The following is a 21375-nucleotide window of genomic DNA, read 5'->3' on the forward strand; positions in this document are numbered from 1 at the left end:
TTGCCTCAATCCAGACCCAGAACGCCACGCAGTTGTGACAAGTCTTCCGCCAGAGTCGTGATCGGCCCTTTCATGGCATTGCGATCGGCATCGGTCAGCTTCTCGTAAGACTCATAACCCTCTTTGGTTTTGTACTTCGCCAAAATGGTATCAACGGTTTTAAAGTTGGCGTCGATCTTGTCCAGCAGCGGTTTGTTGGCCTTGACCAGCAGCGGGCGCAGCAGGTTAACGATTTTCTGCGCACCGTCGACGTTAGCCTGGAAGTCCCACAGGTCGGTACGGCTGTAACGGTCTTCTTCACCGCTGATTTTGCTCGCCGCCACTTCTTCAATCAGACCGGCCGCCCCGCCCACCACTTTGCTTGGCGGGAAGGTCAAATCGGTCACGCGTTTTTGCAGCTCGAGGGTGTCGTTGTACAGTTGGTCGGCGTATTTGCTCATGTCTTTGGTGGTGTTATCGGCAAACAGCGCTTTTTCCAGGCGGTGGAAACCGGTGAACTTTGGATCTTCCGCTTTCTTCTCGTAATCGTCTTCACGGGCGTCGATGCTACCGTCCAGGTCGGAGAACAGTTCGGCAATCGGTTCAATGCGCTCGTAGTGCTGGCGTGTCGGCGCATAGAGTTTACGCGCCTGTTCCACGTTGCCGGCTTTGATAGCGTCGGTGAACAGCTTGGTCTGCTTGACCAAACCTTCCACTTCTTTGGTCACGTAAACCTTGTATTCGGCTATCGGCCCGACCAAATCCATCGCATTCGGTTTGCCGTCGGTGGCGGCACCTGCGGCAGCGGTCACAGTCAGCTTGCCCTTCGGATTACTGAGCAGCCCGCAGGTCATGTCATATTCGCCCGCATCCAGATTGGCGGTCATCTTCTGGGTGAAGCCCGGCGCGATATTCTCACGCTCTTCCACCACCATCACCCCTTTGAGGATTTCCCACTCAACGTTTTTCTGGCTGGTGTTGTGAACCACAAACTGAGTTTTACCGGCCGGCACCGTCAACTGCATCGGCTCACACTGCTTGTCGTTAACGGTGATCTTCACCTGCGGCACGTCTGCCGCCTGAGCGTTGATGCTAAGCGCGAACGCCGGCAGAGCCAGTAATGCTGCGTGCAACGCCTTGCGGCGGAATAATGGAGTAGACATACAAATTCCCTATTAAAATTAATGATTGATTTTACGTTGCGCCGAAACCGCTGCCGGTTCCGCACGCTGCGGCAGGAAAAAGAAAATCAGTGTTGGGATCAGATACAGGAAATAGACCGCCACTTCGCTTACCGTTGGTGCTTCCTGATAGCCGAAGATACCTTCGAGCAGGGTGCCAAACAGCGAATGGGTCGACAGATGGTTACTGAAGTCGAAGGCGATATCCTGGAAGTGGTTCCACAACCCGGCTTCATGGAAAGCGCGGATCGCCCCGGCAGCCAGACCGGCGGCCACGAACAGAATAAACAGGCTGGTCCACTTGAAGAACTTGGCCAGGTGCAACTTAACGCCGCCCCAGTAGATAACCATGCCCAGCACGATGGCTGCCACCAGGCCGAGCACCGCACCGATCGGCGCCGCAATGCCAACGTCTTGCTGGAAGGCTGCCAGCAGGAAAAATACCGATTCCAGGCCTTCGCGGGCCACGGCAAAAAACACCATCGCCACCAGCGCCCAGCCCTGGCCTTTACCGGAGCTGAGTGCGTTATCGATAGCGCCTTCCAGATGCACCTTGACCGACTTGGATACTTTGCGCATCCAGAACACCATATAGGTGAGGATCAGCACCGCCACCACCGCAACAATGCCTTCAAACAGCTCTTGTTGTTTCTGCGGGAATTCGCCGGTGGTTTCATTGATGAAAATACCGAGCGCCAGGCACAGGGCAGCGGCAACAATCACCCCTATCCATACCACGCCTAACCATTGACCGCGCTGCGTGCGTTTCAGGTAACTGGCAATCAGGCTGACGATCAACGCCGCCTCCAGCCCCTCACGGAACATGATAAGGAAGGGAACAAACATAATTAATAACCCCTAAAAAGGCATCTGCTGCGAAGCGTCTGCACGCCAGAAATGGCGGCAACGCCAATGTAAAGAAAAGTAAAACACAACGATAGTGATTATCATTCTGGCTGGAAGAAATACAAGAGCCGCAAGGGTGATTTTTTCTAATCAAATGTCGCCAGGTGTTTCAGGCAGATGACAGAAAACCACGGAATAGAAAATGACAAAGGGCGCATTAAGCGCCCTTTGAGATTCGCGGTGCGAGAAGATTAAACGGTTTTGAACTCGGTTTCTGCCTGATCAAAACGTTCGGTGATGGTTGCCGAAGGCTGACGCCCCATCAGGCTCACCACCACGATGGCGATACAAGCGAACAGGAAGCCAGGGATAATTTCATACAGATCCAACCAGGCAAACTGTTTCCAGACGATCACCGTTACCGCACCCACCAACATACCGGCCAACGCGCCGTTACGTGTCATGCGTGACCACATTACCGAGATCAACACCACCGGACCAAAGGCCGCACCGAAACCGGCCCAGGCGTAGCTCACCAGACCCAGCACGCGGTTTTCCGGGTTTGCCGCCAGCGCGATGGCAATCAGCGCCACCAGCAACACCATGAAGCGCCCGACCCACACCAGCTCACGCTGGCTTGCGCCTTTACGCAGGAAGGCTTTGTACAGGTCTTCGGTAATCGCGCTTGAACACACCAGCAACTGGCAGCTCAGGGTACTCATTACCGCGGCCAAAATGGCCGACAGCAGAATGCCCGCTACCCACGGGTTGAACAGGATCATCGCCAATTCGATAAACACGCGCTCACCGTTCTGCGATACATTGCCCGCTTGATCCGGGTTATTGGCGAAGTAGGCAATACCGAAGAAACCGACGGCAATGGTACCGGCCAGACACAGGATCATCCAGGTCATGCTGATGCGACGTGCACTGCGAATGGTACGGTGAGAGTCTGCCGCCATAAAGCGTGCCAGAATGTGTGGTTGACCGAAGTAACCCAGGCCCCAACCCAGCAGCGAGAGGATCGCTACAAAATTCAGGCCTTTGAGCATATCGATATTGGCCGGGTTCTTGGCCTCAATCACCAGCATCGAGGTATCGATACCGCCGACCGCGAAAATAACAAACACCGGCGTCAGGATCAGCGCGAAAATCATCAGGCTGGCCTGCACGGTATCGGTCCAGCTTACCGCCAGGAACCCGCCGATAAAGGTATAAAGGATAGTGGCTGCAGCACCGGCCCACAGCGCAGTTTCGTAGCTCATCCCAAAGGTGCTTTCGAACAGACGCGCACCGGCCACGATGCCGGAAGCACAGTAGATAGTGAAGAACACCAGAATAACGATGGCGGAAATCACCCGCAGCAGTTTACTGCTGTCTTCAAAACGGCTGGTGAAGTAATCCGGCAGCGTCAGAGCATTATTGTTGGCTTCGGTATGCACACGCAGCCGCCCCGCCACCAGTTTCCAGTTGAAATAAGCGCCGATTGTCAGGCCAATGGCAATCCAGCTTTCGGAGATGCCGGACAGGAAGATGGCACCCGGCAGGCCCATCAACAACCAGCCGCTCATGTCTGATGCGCCGGCAGAAAGCGCGGTCACTACGCTACCCAGGCTACGACCGCCCAGAATGTAGTCGTCAAAGTTATTGGTTGCCCGATAGGCAAGTAAGCCGATTAACACCATCCCGAAGATATACACCAGGAAGGTCACCAGCATCGGTGTGCTCATTATCATGAAATTCTCCACTCTCATTATTATGTCGCGCTGTATTGCGATAGTTACTGCTTGCCAATCCGCCGGAACGTGGCGAAATTGCGGGCCCCCGCAGGTGAAAATAGTTTCCGCCCGCAATTGTCTGACTGCCGGCTATCCTAGATGACCCATTCATTATCCAACAAGATATTTAACAACAAAGTTACACAAAGTTTACCCTGCGTCACATTTAACCGCTCTCAGGGTTACACCTGACAGCATCAAACGGAGTTGCACCTAATAAAAATCTGATGTTAGCCCTGATATCACTGGGGATAACACACTCAAGCCCTCCCTCTCCCCCCTGTAGTGCCAAAGGCCACGCAAGAACCATGCCGGTTATTGATGTTAAAAAATCGATGGAACTCACACTTCGCTCATCCGCCTGATTTAACACGGTTGCACAAAGTTGCAACATGCTGGATATTGTCTGCATTCATCACAGCACACAACGCACGAACCTATCCCAGCAGCCTATCTGGCCCGCCGTTTGTATATAGGTTCTTAAACACAGGAGTTGGATTGGCATGGGCACTACCACCATGGGCGTAAAGCTCGACGAGGCAACTCGCGATCGCATCAAAAGCGCAGCACAGCGTATCGATCGCACGCCGCACTGGCTGATCAAGCAGGCCATTTTTAATTATCTCGAGCGTCTCGAGAGCGGTTCCGAACTTCCTGAAATTCCTGCCATTGCCGCTGCCGGCCAGGCCGAAGCGGACGACATTATGCCGCAACTGCAGGAAGAGTCCCACCAGCCATTCCTTGAATTTGCTGAACAAATTCTGCCGCAGTCGGTCAACCGCGCGGCGATCACCGCGGCCTATCGCCGTCCTGAGACCGAAGCGGTGCCGATGTTGCTCGAACAGGCGCGTTTACCTGCCGATCTCGCCAAAGCCACCCATAAGATGGCTTACGATATTGCCGAGAAACTGCGTAACCAAAAGAGTGCAAACGGCCGCGCCGGTATGGTGCAAGGCCTGCTGCAGGAGTTCTCACTTTCCTCACAGGAAGGCGTGGCACTGATGTGCCTGGCGGAAGCCCTGCTGCGTATTCCTGATAAACCAACCCGTGACGCGCTGATCCGCGACAAAATCAGCAACGGTAACTGGCATTCTCACCTCGGCCGTAGCCCGTCGCTATTCGTTAACGCGGCCACCTGGGGCCTGCTGTTCACCGGCAAACTGGTCGCGACCCATAACGAAGCCAATCTGTCGCGTTCACTGAACCGTATTATCGGCAAGAGCGGTGAACCGCTGATCCGTAAAGGCGTGGACATGGCGATGCGCCTGATGGGCGAACAGTTCGTGACCGGCGAAACCATCGCCGAAGCGCTGGCCAATGCCCGCAAGCTGGAAGACAAAGGCTTCCGCTACTCCTACGATATGCTGGGTGAAGCCGCCCTGACCGAAGCCGATGCTCAGGCCTACCTGGTGTCCTACCAGCAAGCGATTCACGCCATCGGCAAGGCCTCTAATGGCCGTGGGATCTATGAAGGGCCGGGCATTTCGATCAAGCTTTCTGCCTTGCACCCGCGCTACAGCCGCGCGCAGTACGAACGCGTCATGGAAGAGCTTTACCCTCGCCTGCTGTCATTGACCCTGCAAGCGCGCCAATATGATATCGGCATCAATATCGACGCCGAAGAAGCCGACCGCCTGGAGATCTCACTCGACCTGCTGGAGAAGTTGTGCTTTGAACCACAGTTGGCCGGTTGGAACGGTATCGGCTTCGTGATCCAGGCTTATCAAAAGCGCTGCCCGTTCGCCATCGACGCCGTGATCGACATGGCGCAACGCAGCCGTCGTCGCCTGATGATCCGTCTGGTGAAGGGTGCCTACTGGGACAGCGAAATCAAACGCGCCCAAATGGACGGGCTGGAAGGCTATCCGGTTTACACCCGCAAGGTTTATACCGACGTTTCCTACCTGGCCTGCGCCCGTAAACTGCTGGCGGTGCCAAACCTGATTTATCCGCAGTTTGCTACCCATAACGCCCACACTCTGAGCGCGATTTACCATATGGCAGGCAACAACTACTACCCAGGTCAGTATGAGTTCCAGTGCCTGCACGGCATGGGTGAACCGCTGTATGAGCAGGTGGTAGGTAAAGTAGCCGAAGGTAAGCTCAACCGCCCTTGCCGCATCTATGCGCCGGTCGGTACCCATGAAACGCTGCTGGCGTACCTGGTGCGCCGCCTGCTGGAAAATGGGGCCAACACCTCATTCGTTAACCGTATCGCCGACGCTACCCTGCCGCTCGACGAACTGGTGGCCGATCCGGTCGGCGCGGTCGAAGCCATGGCCGCCAGCGAAGGGCAAATTGGCCTGCCGCACCCGCGTATCCCGCTGCCGCGTGAGCTGTATGGCGAGAAACGCACCAACTCCAGCGGCCTGGACCTGTCCAACGAACAGCGTTTGGCATCACTGTCCAGCGCATTGCTGACCAGTGCCACACAGCCATGGCGCGCAGAACCGATTATCGATGCCGAGCTGGATCAGGGTGTGGAACAACCGGTGATTAACCCCGCCGAACCGGGCGATATCGTCGGATACGTGCGTGAAGCCACCGAAGGGGAGGTCAGCCGGGCGCTCGACGCCGCTGCCGCTGCCGGCCCAATCTGGTTCGCGACCCCGCCGTCCGAACGCGCCGCCATTCTTGAACGCGCCGCTGAACTGATGGAAGGCCAACTGCAAAGCCTGCTGGGTATTCTGGTGCGTGAGGCGGGTAAAACCTTTAACAACGCCATATCTGAAGTGCGTGAAGCGGTCGATTTCCTGCATTACTACGCCGGTCAGGTACGCGATGACTTCGCCAATGACAGCCACCGCCCACTGGGCCCGGTAGTTTGTATCAGCCCGTGGAACTTCCCACTGGCGATCTTTACCGGCCAGATTGCCGCTGCGCTGGCTGCAGGCAACAGCGTGCTGGCCAAACCGGCTGAGCAAACCCCGCTGATCGCCGCACAAGCAGTACGCATTCTGCTGGAAGCCGGCATCCCGCAAGGCGTGCTGCAACTGCTGCCAGGCCAGGGTGAAAGCGTCGGCTCAGTGCTGGTCAATGATGCCCGCGTGCGTGGCGTGATGTTTACCGGTTCTACCGACGTTGCCGGTATTCTGCAACGCAATATCGCCGGTCGTCTGGATCCGCAAGGTCGCCCAACGCCGCTGATCGCCGAAACCGGTGGTCTGAACGCGATGATCGTCGACTCTTCCGCCCTGACCGAACAGGTGGTGACGGACGTGGTCGCCTCCGCCTTCGACAGTGCCGGCCAGCGTTGTTCTGCCCTGCGTATCCTGTGCATTCAGGAAGACGTGGCAGAGCATACGCTGCAAATGCTGCGCGGCGCGATGGCCGAGTGCCGCATGGGTAACCCGGAGCGCCTGTCTACCGACATCGGCCCGGTGATCGACGCCGAGGCCAAAACCGGTATCGAACGCCATATTCAGGCAATGCGTGCCAAGGGCCGCAAGGTCTATCAGGCGGCGAAAGGTAATGCGCAGGATGAGAAAGAGTGGTCACGAGGCACCTTTATCAAGCCAACGCTGATCGAACTGGACAGCTTCGATGAGCTGCAGAAAGAGATCTTTGGCCCGGTACTGCACGTGGTGCGCTTCCAGCGCTCCAATATGGAATCGCTGGTCGATCAGATCAACGCCGCCGGTTATGGCCTGACGCTGGGTATCCACACCCGTATCGACGAGACCATCGCCCGCGTCACCGAACGCGCCAAGGTCGGTAACCTGTACGTTAACCGCAACATGGTTGGTGCCGTGGTCGGCGTGCAGCCGTTTGGTGGTGAGGGCCTGTCCGGCACCGGTCCGAAAGCCGGTGGCCCACTGTATCTGTACCGCTTGCTGGCCAACCGTCCGGATGACGCGGTGCTACGTACCCTGAACCGTCAGGACGAAGAACGCCCGCTGGAGGCTACCGCACGGCCACAACTGCTCAAAGCCCATCAGGCGCTGGAGCAATGGGCAGTGGCCGAAAAACAATCCGAGTTGGTGACGCTGGCACAACGCTACGCCGAACTGGGTCAGGGCGGCACCCTGCGCCCTCTGCCAGGCCCGACCGGCGAGCGCAATACCTACGCCCTGTTGCCGCGTGAGCGGGTACTCTGCCTGGCCGATAACGAAGCCGATGCCCTGACTCAGTTGGCTGCGGTACTGGCCGTGGGCAGCAGCGTGCTGTGGCCGGAAGCCGAGCTGCAACGCGACCTGTATCGCCGCCTGCCGGCTGCGGTTCAGGCCAGCATCAGTTTCAGCAAGGACTGGCAGCAGGACAAGGTGGAGTTTGACGCCACCATTTACCACGGCGACGCCGATCAGTTGCGTATCCTGTGCGAGCAAATCGCCCAGCGCAGCGGCGCGATCGTTTCGGTGCAGGGCTTTGCCCACGGCGAAACCAATATCCTGTTGGAACGTCTGCTGATCGAACGCTCGCTGAGCGTCAACACCGCCGCCGCCGGCGGTAACGCCAGCCTGATGACCATTGGTTAACTCTCCCCGTTAATCAACCTTGGGGTGCAGTTCATAATGGCTGCGCCCCTTTTTATTGGTCGGCATCCGGTGGGCCGAACATGTTCCGTCCCCACAACGTACTTTGCGAACCTGTAGGGGCGCTGCATGCTGCGCCCTGCACATGACAACTGTTTCCTGCAAGATCCCCCGCATAACCGCTCTTCGAACATGTTCTATCCAACCAAATTCTGGTTAGGTATCCAAAATTCAGGAGGACAAATGACACATTTCCGATCGAGAAAAACCCTTCGCTTGCGCCATTATAACTATGCCTCTATCGGTATCTATTTTGTGACGATTCGCGAAGAAACAGGGGTGACCATTTCTATAATTATTCGCAATTACAAAGCGGCTGTTACACGCCAATTGCAACACCCTACATGGCAGCATAGTTACTGGGAAAGAGTCATCCGAAATGAAAGGGAATTGGCGTTAACGCGGGAATATATTGCGAACAATCCCGCACAATGGGGAACGGATAAAGCTGAGGATTATTAATTTAAAGACTGAACACGTATGACCGATCTAACCCATTCATTATACAACAGGGCGCAGCATGCAGCGCCCCTACCATAGAACAAAGGGGCACTTTGCCAACGACCACAGGCCGAACATGTTCGGCCTCTTCATGTTACTGATTCAGGAATTTATCGAGGAATTGCCGGGTGCGCTGGTGTTGCGGGTTAGCGAACAGCTCTTTCGCCGGGCCCTGCTCGACGATACGGCCATGGTCCATAAAGATGGCGCGGTCGGCCACATCACGGGCAAAGCTCATCTCGTGTGTCACAATCACCATGGTGCGCTTTTCTTCCGCCAGCGAACGGATGGTATTGAGCACCTCGCCCACCAGTTCTGGATCCAGCGCAGAGGTCGGTTCATCAAACAGGATCACTTCCGGTTGCATCGCCAGCGCGCGGGCAATCGCCACCCGTTGCTGTTGACCGCCGGAAAGACGACGCGGATAAGCGGACTCTTTGCCGTTCAACCCTACTTTCGCCAACAATGCCCTCGCCCGCTGTTCAGCACTGGCTTTTGACTCACCTTTAACGATAACCGGGCCTTCAATGATGTTCTCCAGTACCGAACGGTGTGGGAACAGATTGAAGCTCTGGAACACGAAACCTACTTGCTGGCGTAACGCCCGCACCAAATTTTTCTGTTTGCTCAGCGATTTGGAACTGTCGATCTGAATATCGCCGACGCGAATGGTGCCGGAATCCGGTATTTCCAGCAGGTTGATGCAGCGCAACAAGGTGGTTTTACCCGAGCCGCTGGGCCCGATAATCGCCACCACTTCACCCGCGCCGACTTCCAGATCAATCCCATGCAGCACCGTTTGACCCTTGAACTGCTTGATCAGCTGTTTTACTTCGATGGCACTCATGGGTTACTCCTGATCCTGGCGGTTGACGTGGGCTTCCAGACGATTTTGCAGCGCAGAAAGCAGCGTCGCCATCACCCAGTAAATCAGCGAGGCCGCCAGATACATGGTAAACACTTCCAGCGTGCGCGAGGTAATCAACTGTGCCTGACGGAACAGTTCCGGTACCTGAATGGTCGCTGCCAGCGAGGTGTCTTTCACCAGGCCGATAAAGCTGTTACCCAGCGGCGGCAATGCAGTACGTGCCGCCTGCGGCAAGATCACCCGGCGCAGCGTCTGCCAGCGGGTCATACCGATGCTGGCCGCGGCTTCCCACTGCCCTTTTTCGATTGACGAGATCGCCGCACGCAGGGTTTCCGAGGTATAGGCCGCGGTATTGAGCGACAGACCAATCAGCGCCGCCGGGAAGGGATCAAACTCGATGCCGAACTGCGGTAAACCGTAGTAAATCATGAACAGCTGGGCGATCAGCGGCGTGCCACGGAACAGCGACACGTAGAAGCGTGACAACCAGGACAGCGGCCACAACGGCGAAAGGCGCATCAGCGCCAGCAGAAAACCGAGCAATAAACCGAGCGCCATGCCCCCCAGACTGAGCTGGAGAGTAAGTATCGCGCCCCTCAATAAAAATGGCGCTGAATCCAGCGCCAGTTGAATACTTTCGTGCATTATTTAGTTACGTCCGCACCAAACCATTTGTCAGAGATCTTCGCCAGCGTGCCGTCTTTTTGCATTTCGGCAATCGCCTGGTTAATCGCGGCCAGCAGTTCCGGGTTGTTTTTACGTACCGCAACGCCAGACTCCTGACGAGAGAACGCCGGGCCGGCGACCGCCAGCGTATCGCCGGTTTTCTTCACCAGATCCAACGCTGCCAGACGGTCAACCAGAATGGCATTGATACGGCCTACGCGCAGATCCTGGTATTTGGTCGGGTCATCATCATAGGTACGCACGTCCACGCCCTGCACATTGTCGCGCAGCCACTGTTCGTAGTTGGTGCCCAGGCCGACGCCGACCTTCTTGCCCTTCAGATCTTCCGGCTTGGTGATGGTGCCTTCATTGCCCTTCTTCACCAGCGCCTGAATACCGGAGACGGTGTAAGGGGTGGAGAAATCATACTTCTTCTGGCGCTCAGGCGAAATGGTCACCTGGTTGATCACCACGTCGATACGTTTTGAATCCAGCGAGGCCAGCATGCCGTCCCACTTGGTCGGGTTCAGCTTGGCTTTAACGCCAAGATGCTGCGCCAGCGCGTTGGCAAAATCCACCTCGAAGCCGGTCAGTTTACCGTCTTCCCCCTGGAAGCTGAACGGCGGGTATGTGCCTTCCAGCCCTACCACCAGGGTCCCGTGATGCTTCACCTGCTCCAGCAGGTTATCGGCGGCATAGGTTTGCGTGCTCAAACCGGCGGTCAGCGCCACGCCCATCACACCCAGCAGCAATTGACGACGAACTTTAGAAAACATCATAAACACCCCATCTGTTGTTTATCTTTTTTGATATCAGCACTTTAACAGCCACAACATCTGAATATAGGAATATAACATTATAAATATAGTTCAAAATGGAATAACCAAGCACGGTCACACCTGTGGATGGTAGGCAAATAACGCCGGTGCCCCGCCGGTGTGAATGAACAGAATCGGGCCGTCATCACGGAAACGTTGCTGGGCTACGCCGTCGATCAGCCCGGCCATTGCCTTGCCGCTGTACACCGGATCCAGCAACACGCCCTCCTGTTGCGCCAGCAATTGAATTGCCGCCAGGCCTTCTTCGTTCGGCATGCCGTACTGCGGCGCAAAGTAATCATCCCACAGTGTGATAGGTGCCAGTTCATCGATGGCCAAACTGCTGGCCAGCGCTTTTTGGATCAGTTCCACCTTGGGCAGTTGGTCGATGACTTTGCGTGAAACGGTTACGCCGACAAGTTCAGTCTCTGGCAACAGTTGCTGCAGACCGACCGCCAGCCCTGCATGGGTGCCGGCACTGCCAGACGCCACCACGACCGAGCTGAAAGCGACATTGCTGCGTCGACTCTGCTCGGCAATTTCCAGCGCACACTGTATGTAACCCAACGCGCCCAAGGCATTAGAGCCACCAACCGGCACCACATAGGGGCGGAAACCTTGTGCTTCGAGGCGTGTAGCCAGATCGGCCAACTGCTGCTGCGGATCGTGCAACGCTTCGCACATTTCCACCTGCGCGTTGAACAACCCGAGCAGCAAGCGGTTGCCGTTGGTCAGGTAGTTTTCTTCCTGGGTGTCGATCGGATTTTCCAGCAGCGCCACGCAGTGCAGGCCCAGCTTGGCCGCCACCGCCGCCGTTTGGCGCACATGGTTGGATTGAATAGCACCGGCGGTAACCAGCGTATCGGCTCCCTGGCGCAGGGCATCGGCGGCCAAAAACTCCAATTTTCTCAGTTTGTTACCTCCCATCGCCATCGGTGTGACGTCGTCACGTTTGATGTAAATTTCACGGCCAAGGTAGTCTGAGAGGCGAGACAGCTTTTCGAGCGGTGTGGCAGAGCCGACTAAATCGAGACGCGGGAACTGCGCCAATTTTTGTTGCAGATTCACAACTTCCCCCAGGGAATCAGGTATCAATAGCTAAAGGATAGATTTAGCAGATGTGAACCTAATAATCACTCTTTATTAGTGATGGGAGAGCGGTGAAAACCCCGGCAGGCCGGCCGGGGAGGCAAGGTCAGTAGCTTCTTTGCCAGGCGAGATATTGGTCGTATTTACGCAGGGCAATGCGGTAATTGTTGTGTGCCGCAGAAGGCAAGTCTTCGATAATGCGTTGATGGCTGGCGTTGCTGGCAAACTTGTCGGCCGGGTAGTTGCGCTCCACCAGCATTTCGTCCAGTCGGCGCAGGCGCACCACGTACTCGCGAATGGTGCTGTGGCTCATTTCGGTCTGTTCAAACAGATACTGCTTGAAGGCCATAATGTCGAAATAGCTCGGGTGGCTGTTGCAGGAAATTTCACTGCAGAAACGGCACAGTGCGGTCAGCTCATTCTGCACGTTCAGCCAGACGTGATCGTCAATCGGCTGATCCATACGCGCGATGGCGTCTTTATTGATGATCTTGCCACGGAACACCAACGCCATGCGATCCAACAACTTGCCGCACTGGGAGCAATGAGTCTGGCTGTGTTTGTAATCTTTCAAATAACGGCTCAGCGGCCGCTTTTTCAACAATATTCCTGGCATTAGGCAGTCCGGTTTTCGCAAGGGTGGCAAGGTTGAAGGTTCAGAGTTGAATGCATGTCAGTTTTCGCTCGCCAAACGGGCGCGCAGGCGTTTGATCGCCTGACTGTGCAGTTGGCTGACACGCGACTCCCCCACGTCCAGCACGGCACCGATCTCCTTCAGGTTCAACTCTTCCTGGTAATACAGCGTCAGCACCATTTTCTCGCGTTCCGGCAACGCCTCGATGGCGTCGATCACCCGTTGGCGCAGATTGCCCTCCAGCAGATGATGTAACGGATTGGCCTCTTCGTGCCCTTCCAGCAGCGGTTCCGCGCTTTCGCCATGCTCTTCCCGCCATTCGTCGTAGGAGAAAAGTTGGCTGTTATTGGTGTCCAACAGAATTTGACGGTACTCATCCAGTGACAGATTCAGCGTCTGCGCAACTTCCACTTCGCTGGCCGGGCGGCCCAGTTGCTGTTCCAATTGCCGCATGACCTGCGCCACTTCACGCGCATGGCGACGCACACTGCGTGGCACCCAGTCTCGGCTGCGCAGCTCATCCAGCATGGCACCACGAATACGTTGCACCGCGTAGGTGGTAAAGGCCGTTCCCTGCATGGCGTCATAACGCTCAACGGCGTTCAACAGGCCGATGCCTCCGGCCTGCAGCAGATCGTCGAGCTCCACGCTGGCGGGCAGCCTGACCTGCAGGCGCAACGCCTCGTGGCGCACTAACGGAACGTAGCGTAGCCAGAGAGAATTTTTGTCCATCACGCCTTCGGCGGTATACAAATCGCTCACTATGTCTAAAACCTGCGGATAAGAGAGTCAGCGCTATTATCCGTAGGGGGCAAAATGCCAATCGGCTGAACAGTCGTACAAAACAGGCCTTATTTGCGCCATGCACTATCTGCACAACTCGCCATCATAAAAAAACCCCGCCGAGGCGGGGTTCTTTGCGACAGGTTAATCGGGGAGAGTCGATTAACGCAGCAGGGACAACACGTTCTGAGTAGACTGGTTAGCCTGTGCCAGAACAGAGGTGCCAGCCTGTTGCAGGATGTTGGCACGGCTCATGTTGGACACTTCGGTCGCGTAGTCAGCATCCTGAATACGAGACTGGGAAGCAGACAGGTTGTTCACGGTGCTGTTCAGGTTGTTGATAACAGAATCGAAACGGTTCTGTACCGCACCCAGGGAAGAACGCAGACCGTCAACCTGAGACAGTGCCTTGTCCAATACTGCCAGCGGGTTTTCAGTTTTTGGTGTGGTGCTCATTTCAGCACCTTTAGTTACTTTACCAGCGCCGTCTGCAGTGGCTTTAAAGTACTTGGCATCTGCGCCAGTGCCTTCCTGAATAACGTAAGATTTGCCACCGTCGTAGGATTTCAGGTTAGCAGCATCTGGGCCTGATGCGGCCACTTCCTGCTTAACAGTACTGGTTGCGCTAGTGCCGGTCAAACCCGTGGTTTCAGTTGCAGCAATCGCAGTGATATCACCAGAAGTTTTATCAATGGTTGCTTTATAGTTCTTACCATCGGTACCCACAGCGTAAACATCACCGCTCGCATCATCTTTGATGAAACTGGCTGGTGCAGCACCGTTAGCCTGTTTGTTGGTGGTGTTGGTGATAGCAATATCTTTACCGGTAGTGATAGTGGTTACCGCAGCACCCACTTTGGTAGGGTCAACGCCATCAGCAACGCTGAACTTGTCCAGGCCCAGAGTTTGAGCATTGATGTTTTTCAGATCGATATCGATGGTTTCGTTATCGTTAGCGCCCACCTGAATGGTCAGTTTCTGGTCGCCGCTCAACACTTTCACGCCGTTGAAATCGGTTTGTTCAGAGATACGGTTAATCTCGGACAGACGCTGAGTGATCTCGTCCTGGATAGACTGCAGGTCGCTGGAAGAGTTGGAACCGTTCTGAGACTGTACGGTCAGACGACGGATGTTTTGCAGGTTGTCGTTGACTTCGTTCAGTGCGCCTTCAGTGGTCTGCGCCAGAGAGATACCGTCGTTGGCGTTACGAGAAGCCTGAGTCAGGCCCTTGATGTTAGCGGTGAAGCGGTTAGAGATTGCCTGACCCGCGGCGTCATCCTTGGCGCTGTTGATACGCAGGCCAGAAGACAGACGCTCAATCGCAGTACCCAGAGAAGACTGTGATTTGTTCAGGTTGTTCTGCGCCATCAGCGACAGGCTGTTGGTGTTAATTACTTGTGCCATTGTATGCTTTCCTTACGAGTCAATTGCGATCTTCGCAACAGGGTTTAAATGGTTCGGGCTGCTTTGCCCACGGCGTCAACCACCGTCCCATCAGGTATCGGCCCTCCCCCTGCAACCTTTAGAAATTTTTTGTTTTTTTTTCGCTTGGCGGCAATGGCAGAAATAACGCCCATTTTCCTTCTTCTATTGCGTCATCAGTTTTTTATTTTTTCGGTAAACTTTTTCTCCACTGGGCCGATAACGCGTAAAGCGAATAAAGTCATAATCAAGGAGAATTACCCATGGCATCGATCAGCTCATTAGGCATCGGCTCAGGACTTGACCTCAACGGCTTGCTGGACAAGCTAACCAAAGCGGAACAGCAGCGGCTGACGCCTTATACCACCCAGCAAACCAGCTATAACGCCCAATTGACCGCTTACGGCACCTTGAAAGGTTCGCTGGAAAAGTTCGATAACTTAAGTAAAGAACTGGCGAAACCGGCATTTTTCAACAATACCACCGCCAGCAAACACGACCAGTTCACCATCACCACTACCGATAAAGCCGTGGCGGGCAACTACATTGTTAAAGTGAATGCACTGGCTCAGCCGCAAACGCTGACCACCCAAACCCCGATTGCCAATCAGACCGATACACTGGGCACACCTGGCAGCAGCGACCGCTCCATTACCATCACCGCAGGCAATCCGCAAAAAGACGTGAAGATCCCACTGAGCGATGAGCAAACCTCGCTGGTGGAAATGCGCGATGCGATTAACAACGCCAAGGCCGGCGTCAATGCCACCATCATGCGCGTAGGGGATGACGACTACCAACTGGCACTCAGTTCAACCACCACCGGCGAGAAAAGTACTGTTTCGGTGCAGGTCAATAATGACGATAAGCTCGGGGCCATCCTCAACTATGACAACAAGGCCAAAAGCGGTTCGATGAAGCAAACCGTGGCCGGTCAGGATGCTTTGATCGAGGTCAACGGCACGCCGATCAAACGCAGCACCAACTCGATTGTTGATGCACTGCAGGGTGTGACAATTGATCTGAAAGCCGTCACCAAAGCCGACGCACCACAGAACCTGGTGATCAGCACCGATAAAGCCGGTACCGCCGATAAAATCAAAGAGTGGGTCGATAACTACAACACGCTGCTGGACACCTTTAACTCGCTGAGCAAATTCACCCCGGTCAAAACCGGTGAAGCGCAGAATGCCAAAAACGGCGCACTACTGGGCGATAACACCCTGCGCGGTATTCAGTCGTCGATTAAAAGCGCGCTCAGCGCTGCGCAAGACAACCCGGAACTGAAAGGTCTGGGCAACCTGGGCATCTCGACCAACCCCAAAACCAATAAACTGGAGATCGACAGCACCAAGCTTAACAAAGCCATTGATGAAAAACCGGCACAGGTGGCCAACTTCTTCGCCGGCAACGGCAAGGACACCGGTATGGCCACCGAGATCCACAACGAGATCCAAAATTACATCAAGGCCGGCGGCATCATCGAGAACTCGACCAAAAGTATTAATACCAATCTCGATCGCCTGAACAGCCAGATAACGACAGTAACCGCCAGTATTCAAAACACCATAGATCGCTATAAACAACAATTCGTTCAACTGGATACCATGATGTCCAAGTTGGGCAGCACCGGTAATTATTTAACCCAACAGTTCAAATAAGAACTTTTTAACCAGGTAATAAATCACATGTATAACCGAAGCGGAACTCAAGCCTACGCCCAGGTCAGTCTGGAAAGCGGCGTAATGAGCGCCAGCCCGCATCAGTTAATCGTGATGCTTTTCGACGGGGCGCTTAGCGCCCTGTTACGCGCACGGATACTGATGAACCAGGGTGATATCGCCGGCAAGGGGCTGGCATTGTCTAAGGCCATCAATATCATCGATAACGGCCTGAAAAGTGGTCTCGACCCCCAGCAGGGCGGCGAAATGGCCGATAATCTGGCGGCGCTGTATGACTATATGAAGCGGCGCCTGATGCAGGCCAACCTGCATAATGACGAGGCGGCGATCACCGAAGTGGTCAAGCTGCTGGAAAATATTGCCGACGCCTGGCGCCAGATTGGCCCCAATTATCACCCCTCTCAGGACGCCGTATAATGGAACGTCAACAGCAATTGCTAGCCGCGTATCAGCAAATATATAGCCTGAGCAGCCAGATGATCGCCCTGGCGCAAACCGAACGATGGGAGGACCTGGTCGAACTGGAACTGGCCTATGTCACTGCGGTGGAAAGCACGGCCGCCTTTACCGGTCAGGCCGGTCCATCAATGGCGTTACAAGAATTATTGCGCCATAAGCTGCAGCAAATCCTGGACAATGAAACCGAACTCAAACGTCTGCTGCAACAACGTATGGACCAATTGAAGGAGTTGATCGGTCAGTCCACGCGTCAGAACGTGGTTAACAGCACCTATGGCCAGTTTCACGATCGCGCCCTGCTGCTGGGAGAGCCACAAATCAGATGAGTTGTTAACAATAACGGAAAAAGTAGAATAAATAGCAGTATGCACTATTATTCTGCGGTTAAGTCAGGATATTAATCCGTAGCATTTGAATTATTTACACCCATAATATTTATCACCCGGTGAATAGGGAGCGAATATATTCGCCCCAGCTGATGCGGGTGCCGCATGCAGCGCCGCCAGGATACGGATAGATATTACGCCGACACGGACGTTTTCTGTTCAGCAGGAAATTGATTTTTGAGAGAAAAAACACGTCGTTGTGTTTCACAACGCATGGAAAAATGTTGCTCCAACGCCAATCAAAGCGTAAAGATATTCTCAGATACTGGCTGCGAAATGAATATCGATGGAACGTACAATTAATCTTTGTCCAGGAATTGGTGCCTCAGCACACATCATTCAGCATACTGAATTATTATTCCCTTCAGTTTATTTTGAACAACCTCACCTGTATTTGGTACAGCAAGGTCACAAACGCGTGCGCTGGCAACAGCGTGAAGTGGTGGCCCATACCGGGGAGTTGTTGATTATCGACGGGGGGCAAACCGTGGATATTATCAATGAACCCTCTGAGGAAGGGGTGTTCAGTTGCCAGTTGCTGACCTGCGATCCGTCGCTGCTCGCCGCGGCACCGGCCCAGGTTGAGCCCCAGCCCACCACGGCTTTCGACGCGGTGCTGGCGTTATGCAACCTGCCCTGCGCGTTGATTCACAGTTTTGAAACCACCAGTCTGGCGCTGGCACTCAAACATCGTTTCCCCGCCGTCATCATTCGCCACAAAATGCTGGAAATTCTGCTGTGGCTCAAACAGTTCAATATCAACTTCATACATAACGAGGCCAGAAATTTAACTCAGCGGGTGCGCCGCTGCCTGGCAACCGATCCGCATAACATCTGGACGGCGGCCGAGGTGGCAGACACCTTGTCGATGAGTGAGGTAATGCTGCGCCGTAAGCTGTCGGCAGAAAATACGTCGTTGCGTAATCTGATGATCGACGTACGCATGAGCAGCGCACTGGCCTTGCTGCAATCGACTGACTGGCCCATCTCCGCCATCGCCCAGCACGTCGGTTATGAGAGTTCTTCACGGTTTGCCGAACGTTTTCGCAAACGTTTTGGCTTTGCGCCCACCGCCATTCGCGGCCACCAACGGGCAATGGAGTCCGGCGCTATTCGCCCTGATCATCTCAGTATGATGGAAGCGCAGGAATGACAGCCACAGGCATAAGTTAAATCATTGAACAACGGGAACCTCGTTTATACAGGCCGGGTTAGCGGAAAACAGCCGGGTGAGATAGCATCGACGGGCGTTAAAACTATCAGGTGTGATAAACCATGCTCAACGAAAAACTGCTGTTTTCCCTGGCCATATTGTTGCTCGGTTTGTGGCTGCTGGGCCTGACCTACGAGGAAGACGTCATGCGGATACTGGCGGGAAAATAAATCGGCAAGGCCACAAAAGTGGCCCGGGTTTTTTAGCTTTGTTTAATTAAAACGATTATTAATACGACTAAAATGGCCAGAATTAAAATACTCAACAGCCGCCATCTTTGTTCACTTTTGCTGCTCATTGTCTTTCCCGGTAATAAAAATAGCCTTAACCCGGAAATTATAACTCCATGACAAGTGCCGCAATGTGAGTTGAACCGGGGTTTCTGCCCTGTTACTCCAGCGATTGGTGATCGCTATACCAAGGGTAATACGCCTAATATGCTAATTCAGTGTTCAAAACCCCACCACTAAAAACCCGTCATCGCACCTAAGGTCCGACCTGCGCCAATCTGGCCGGCAGTTGCGCCAGCAAGTGATCTACTGCCAGCCGGACTTTTAAGGGTTGATAAACGGCATAAGGCCAGACGGCATTAACCGGAAAATCTACGCTGTGGTAATCGTGCATGATAGCCGCCAACCGACCGTCGGCAAGCTGCTCGCGAACCAGCCAGTAAGGCAGCCAAACCACGCCGGCACCGCTGACAGCGGCATTGGCAATAGCCTGCATATCATCCATGACTATTCTTGCCTGTGGCCTGATTTCCTGCAGGTGACCACTGGTGTCTCTGAGCTGCCATTTCTGCAAGATACCGGCCCGCAAATAACCCACCGCCTGATGCTGGCCAAGCTCTGCTGGCGATTGCGGCTCACCATAGTGTTGTAAATAGGCCGGTGACGCGCAAAACGTCATGCCGTGCTGGCCTAGCTGACGGGCAATCAGACTGCTGCTGTCCGGCAAGGCGCCAATGCGAATAGCCAGATCGAAACCCTCATCAATCAGATCCACCGTTCGATCGCTAAACGACAATTCCAGGGTCAGTTGCGGATGCTGTTGTGCCAGGTCCGTCAGCAAGGGGGCAATGCACAGATGACCAAACAGCACCGGCATCGATACCCGTAGTCGCCCGCTGACCTGCACTTTACCGCTGTCCAACAAGCTCTCTGCACTGTTAATGGTTGCCAATGCTTGCCGGCAGTGCTCATAGAACAACACCCCTTCATCCGTCAGGCTTTGGCTGCGGGTAGTTCGCAGAAACAGCATCACCCCAAGCCGCTGTTCCAGCCGGGAGATGATTTTACTGATGGCGGAGCGCGTCAGATGCAGTTTTTCCGCGGCGTTGGCAAAGCTGCCGGCTTCCGCCACGGCAACAAATACCGGTATCCCATTGAGTTCAGTTCTCATCTTATTGCGTCCAAAATGACATCAATGATGTGAAACACTATCACCATTGGTGAATCACAAGCAATGCTAGCATGGGTTATCTCAAATGCCCCGGCGGCAAAGTAAACGCCATGGCATTTAGCCAAACCACGAACAGGAAAATATTATGAGCAATATTCTGGTACTCAAATCCAGCATCATGGGTGACCAATCTCACACCAATGGGCTTATCGACAGCTTGTTGAGCGAACGTAGCGCCAGAGGGATGCAGGACAACGTCGTGGTACGCGATTTGGTGGCACTCAACCTGCCAGTTCTCGACGCTGAATTATTCAGCGCGCTGCGCGGCGGCGAAATATCGAGCCAGCGGATCAAGGATGGGGTAGCGCTTTCCGACCAATTAATTACCGAACTCAAGGTCAGCGATCTGGTGGTGATTGGTGCACCTATGTACAACCACAACGTACCGACACATTTAAAGAACTGGTTTGATTTGGTGGCACGGGCGCGCGTGACATTCAATTACACCGCGACGTATCCGATCGGTCTGGTGGAAGGCGTGCAAGCTCTGGTGATCAGTTCCCGTGGCGGTGTGCATGTCGGACAAGAAACCGATGCGGTCACGCCCTACCTGCGTTCCGTTTTAGGTTTGATGGGTATCAGTGAGGTGCAGTTCGTTTATGCTGAAGGCCTCGATATGAAACCGCATGGCCGAGACAGCGGCCTGGCTGCGGCCCGTAAGCAAATCGTTGAACTGATCTCCTGAAGCAAACAGTCTATAGATCCCGGCCTCAACCTCGGGCCCATTCCATCACACCGCCATATTCATTACCTCTTGATAGGCGGAAACCAGCTTATTACGCACCTGCACGCCCATCTGCAGCGAGATTGATGACTTTTGCAGATCGACCATCACGTCATTAAGGCTGAGGCCCGGGACGCCAATCTCAAAATTCTGCGCCTGCTTGCGTGCGGCCTGCTGGGTATCGCTGATCTTGTCAATAGCCGTTTTCAGCTCGCTGGCGAAACTGACGCCCGGCGCGGCAGCACCGCGATCCATTTGCCCAGCCTGAATCGCGGTGGCTTGCAACTGCTGCAATACCCCTTCAATACCCTGAATTACCATGGTGACTCCAATAAAAACGCGGCGGCCGGACG

General features: G+C 54.7%; 19 protein-coding genes. 7 read left to right on the forward strand and 12 right to left on the reverse strand.

The features are described from left to right. Positions 1-5: 5 nt before the first annotated feature. From efeO to putP, 3 genes are all read right to left on the reverse strand, one after another. Entirely contained in the window at positions 6-1142 is a 1137-nt protein-coding gene (efeO, locus tag E5C26_RS14855; protein WP_135316999.1) for an iron uptake system protein EfeO, read from the reverse strand. 18 nt (positions 1143-1160) lie between these two features. Next, a complete protein-coding gene (gene efeU / locus E5C26_RS14860; protein ID WP_135317000.1) occupies positions 1161-2006 on the reverse strand; it encodes an iron uptake transporter permease EfeU in 846 nt (281 codons plus the stop codon). Positions 2007-2257: 251 nt separating this feature from the next. Beyond that, positions 2258-3742 (reverse strand): sodium/proline symporter PutP, encoded by a 1485-nt coding sequence (putP, locus tag E5C26_RS14865; RefSeq protein ID WP_135317001.1) that lies wholly within the window; start codon positions 3740-3742, stop codon positions 2258-2260. Positions 3743-4287: 545 nt separating this feature from the next. Between putP and putA the strand changes: the two genes are divergently transcribed. Next, a complete protein-coding gene (gene putA, locus E5C26_RS14870) occupies positions 4288-8259 on the forward strand; it encodes a trifunctional transcriptional regulator/proline dehydrogenase/L-glutamate gamma-semialdehyde dehydrogenase (protein ID WP_135317002.1) in 3972 nt (1323 codons plus the stop codon). 126 nt (positions 8260-8385) lie between these two features. Continuing rightward, complete coding sequence (locus E5C26_RS14875; protein ID WP_135317003.1) at positions 8386-8778, forward strand: hypothetical protein; 393 nt, start codon at positions 8386-8388, stop codon at positions 8776-8778. 133 nt (positions 8779-8911) lie between these two features. On the opposite strand, the gene tcyN is transcribed toward E5C26_RS14875, so the two are convergent. From tcyN to E5C26_RS14910, 7 genes are all read right to left on the reverse strand, one after another. After that, a complete protein-coding gene (gene tcyN / locus E5C26_RS14880) occupies positions 8912-9664 on the reverse strand; it encodes an L-cystine ABC transporter ATP-binding protein TcyN (protein WP_135317004.1) in 753 nt (250 codons plus the stop codon). 3 nt (positions 9665-9667) lie between these two features. Next, complete coding sequence (tcyL, locus tag E5C26_RS14885; RefSeq protein WP_037419074.1) at positions 9668-10330, reverse strand: cystine ABC transporter permease; 663 nt, start codon at positions 10328-10330, stop codon at positions 9668-9670. Continuing rightward, positions 10330-11130, reverse strand: a complete 801-nt coding sequence (gene tcyJ, locus E5C26_RS14890; RefSeq protein ID WP_135317005.1) for a cystine ABC transporter substrate-binding protein — start codon at positions 11128-11130, stop codon at positions 10330-10332. Before tcyJ ends, tcyL begins: the two co-directional genes overlap by 1 nt. Positions 11131-11244: 114 nt before the next feature. Then, the gene (locus E5C26_RS14895; RefSeq protein ID WP_135317006.1) at positions 11245-12237 is read right to left on the reverse strand and encodes a D-cysteine desulfhydrase; all 993 of its coding nucleotides are present in this window, start codon (positions 12235-12237) and stop codon (positions 11245-11247) included. Positions 12238-12364: 127 nt separating this feature from the next. Continuing rightward, positions 12365-12874: a flagella biosynthesis regulatory protein FliZ gene (gene fliZ, locus E5C26_RS14900; protein ID WP_135317007.1), complete on the reverse strand. Its 510-nt coding sequence runs from the start codon at positions 12872-12874 to the stop codon at positions 12365-12367. A gap of 57 nt (positions 12875-12931) precedes the next feature. Continuing rightward, positions 12932-13654, reverse strand: coding sequence for an RNA polymerase sigma factor FliA (locus tag E5C26_RS14905; protein WP_012145661.1), 723 nt, complete (start codon positions 13652-13654; stop codon positions 12932-12934). Positions 13655-13837: 183 nt separating this feature from the next. Next, entirely contained in the window at positions 13838-15079 is a 1242-nt protein-coding gene (locus E5C26_RS14910) for a FliC/FljB family flagellin (protein WP_135317008.1), read from the reverse strand. A gap of 281 nt (positions 15080-15360) precedes the next feature. Here E5C26_RS14910 and fliD point away from each other — a divergent pair, with 281 nt between their 5' ends. The 4 genes from fliD to E5C26_RS14935 all read left to right on the forward strand — a co-directional run bounded on the left by fliD (position 15361) and on the right by E5C26_RS14935 (position 18777). Next, a complete protein-coding gene (gene fliD / locus E5C26_RS14920; protein WP_135317009.1) occupies positions 15361-16758 on the forward strand; it encodes a flagellar filament capping protein FliD in 1398 nt (465 codons plus the stop codon). 27 nt (positions 16759-16785) lie between these two features. Beyond that, positions 16786-17196, forward strand: a complete 411-nt coding sequence (fliS, locus tag E5C26_RS14925) for a flagellar export chaperone FliS (protein ID WP_135317010.1) — start codon at positions 16786-16788, stop codon at positions 17194-17196. Then, positions 17196-17564, forward strand: a complete 369-nt coding sequence (fliT, locus tag E5C26_RS14930; protein WP_135317011.1) for a flagella biosynthesis regulatory protein FliT — start codon at positions 17196-17198, stop codon at positions 17562-17564. The genes fliS and fliT overlap by 1 nt, the downstream gene beginning before the upstream one ends. A gap of 346 nt (positions 17565-17910) precedes the next feature. After that, a complete protein-coding gene (locus tag E5C26_RS14935) occupies positions 17911-18777 on the forward strand; it encodes a helix-turn-helix transcriptional regulator (protein WP_135317012.1) in 867 nt (288 codons plus the stop codon). Positions 18778-19323: 546 nt separating this feature from the next. Here the strand turns inward: E5C26_RS14935 and E5C26_RS14940 are convergent. Further along, complete coding sequence (locus E5C26_RS14940; RefSeq protein ID WP_135317013.1) at positions 19324-20238, reverse strand: LysR family transcriptional regulator; 915 nt, start codon at positions 20236-20238, stop codon at positions 19324-19326. A 145-nt stretch (positions 20239-20383) separates the two neighbouring features. On the opposite strand from E5C26_RS14940, the gene E5C26_RS14945 reads away from it, so the two are divergent. Beyond that, positions 20384-20983: an NAD(P)H-dependent oxidoreductase gene (locus E5C26_RS14945; protein ID WP_135317014.1), complete on the forward strand. Its 600-nt coding sequence runs from the start codon at positions 20384-20386 to the stop codon at positions 20981-20983. Positions 20984-21028: 45 nt separating this feature from the next. On the opposite strand, the gene fliE is transcribed toward E5C26_RS14945, so the two are convergent. Beyond that, positions 21029-21343, reverse strand: coding sequence for a flagellar hook-basal body complex protein FliE (gene fliE / locus E5C26_RS14950; protein WP_135317015.1), 315 nt, complete (start codon positions 21341-21343; stop codon positions 21029-21031). Positions 21344-21375 lie beyond the last annotated feature (32 nt).

Origin of the sequence: Serratia proteamaculans (genome assembly GCF_004684015.1) — a bacterium.
Classification (GTDB): Bacteria; Pseudomonadota; Gammaproteobacteria; order Enterobacterales; family Enterobacteriaceae; genus Serratia; species Serratia proteamaculans_F.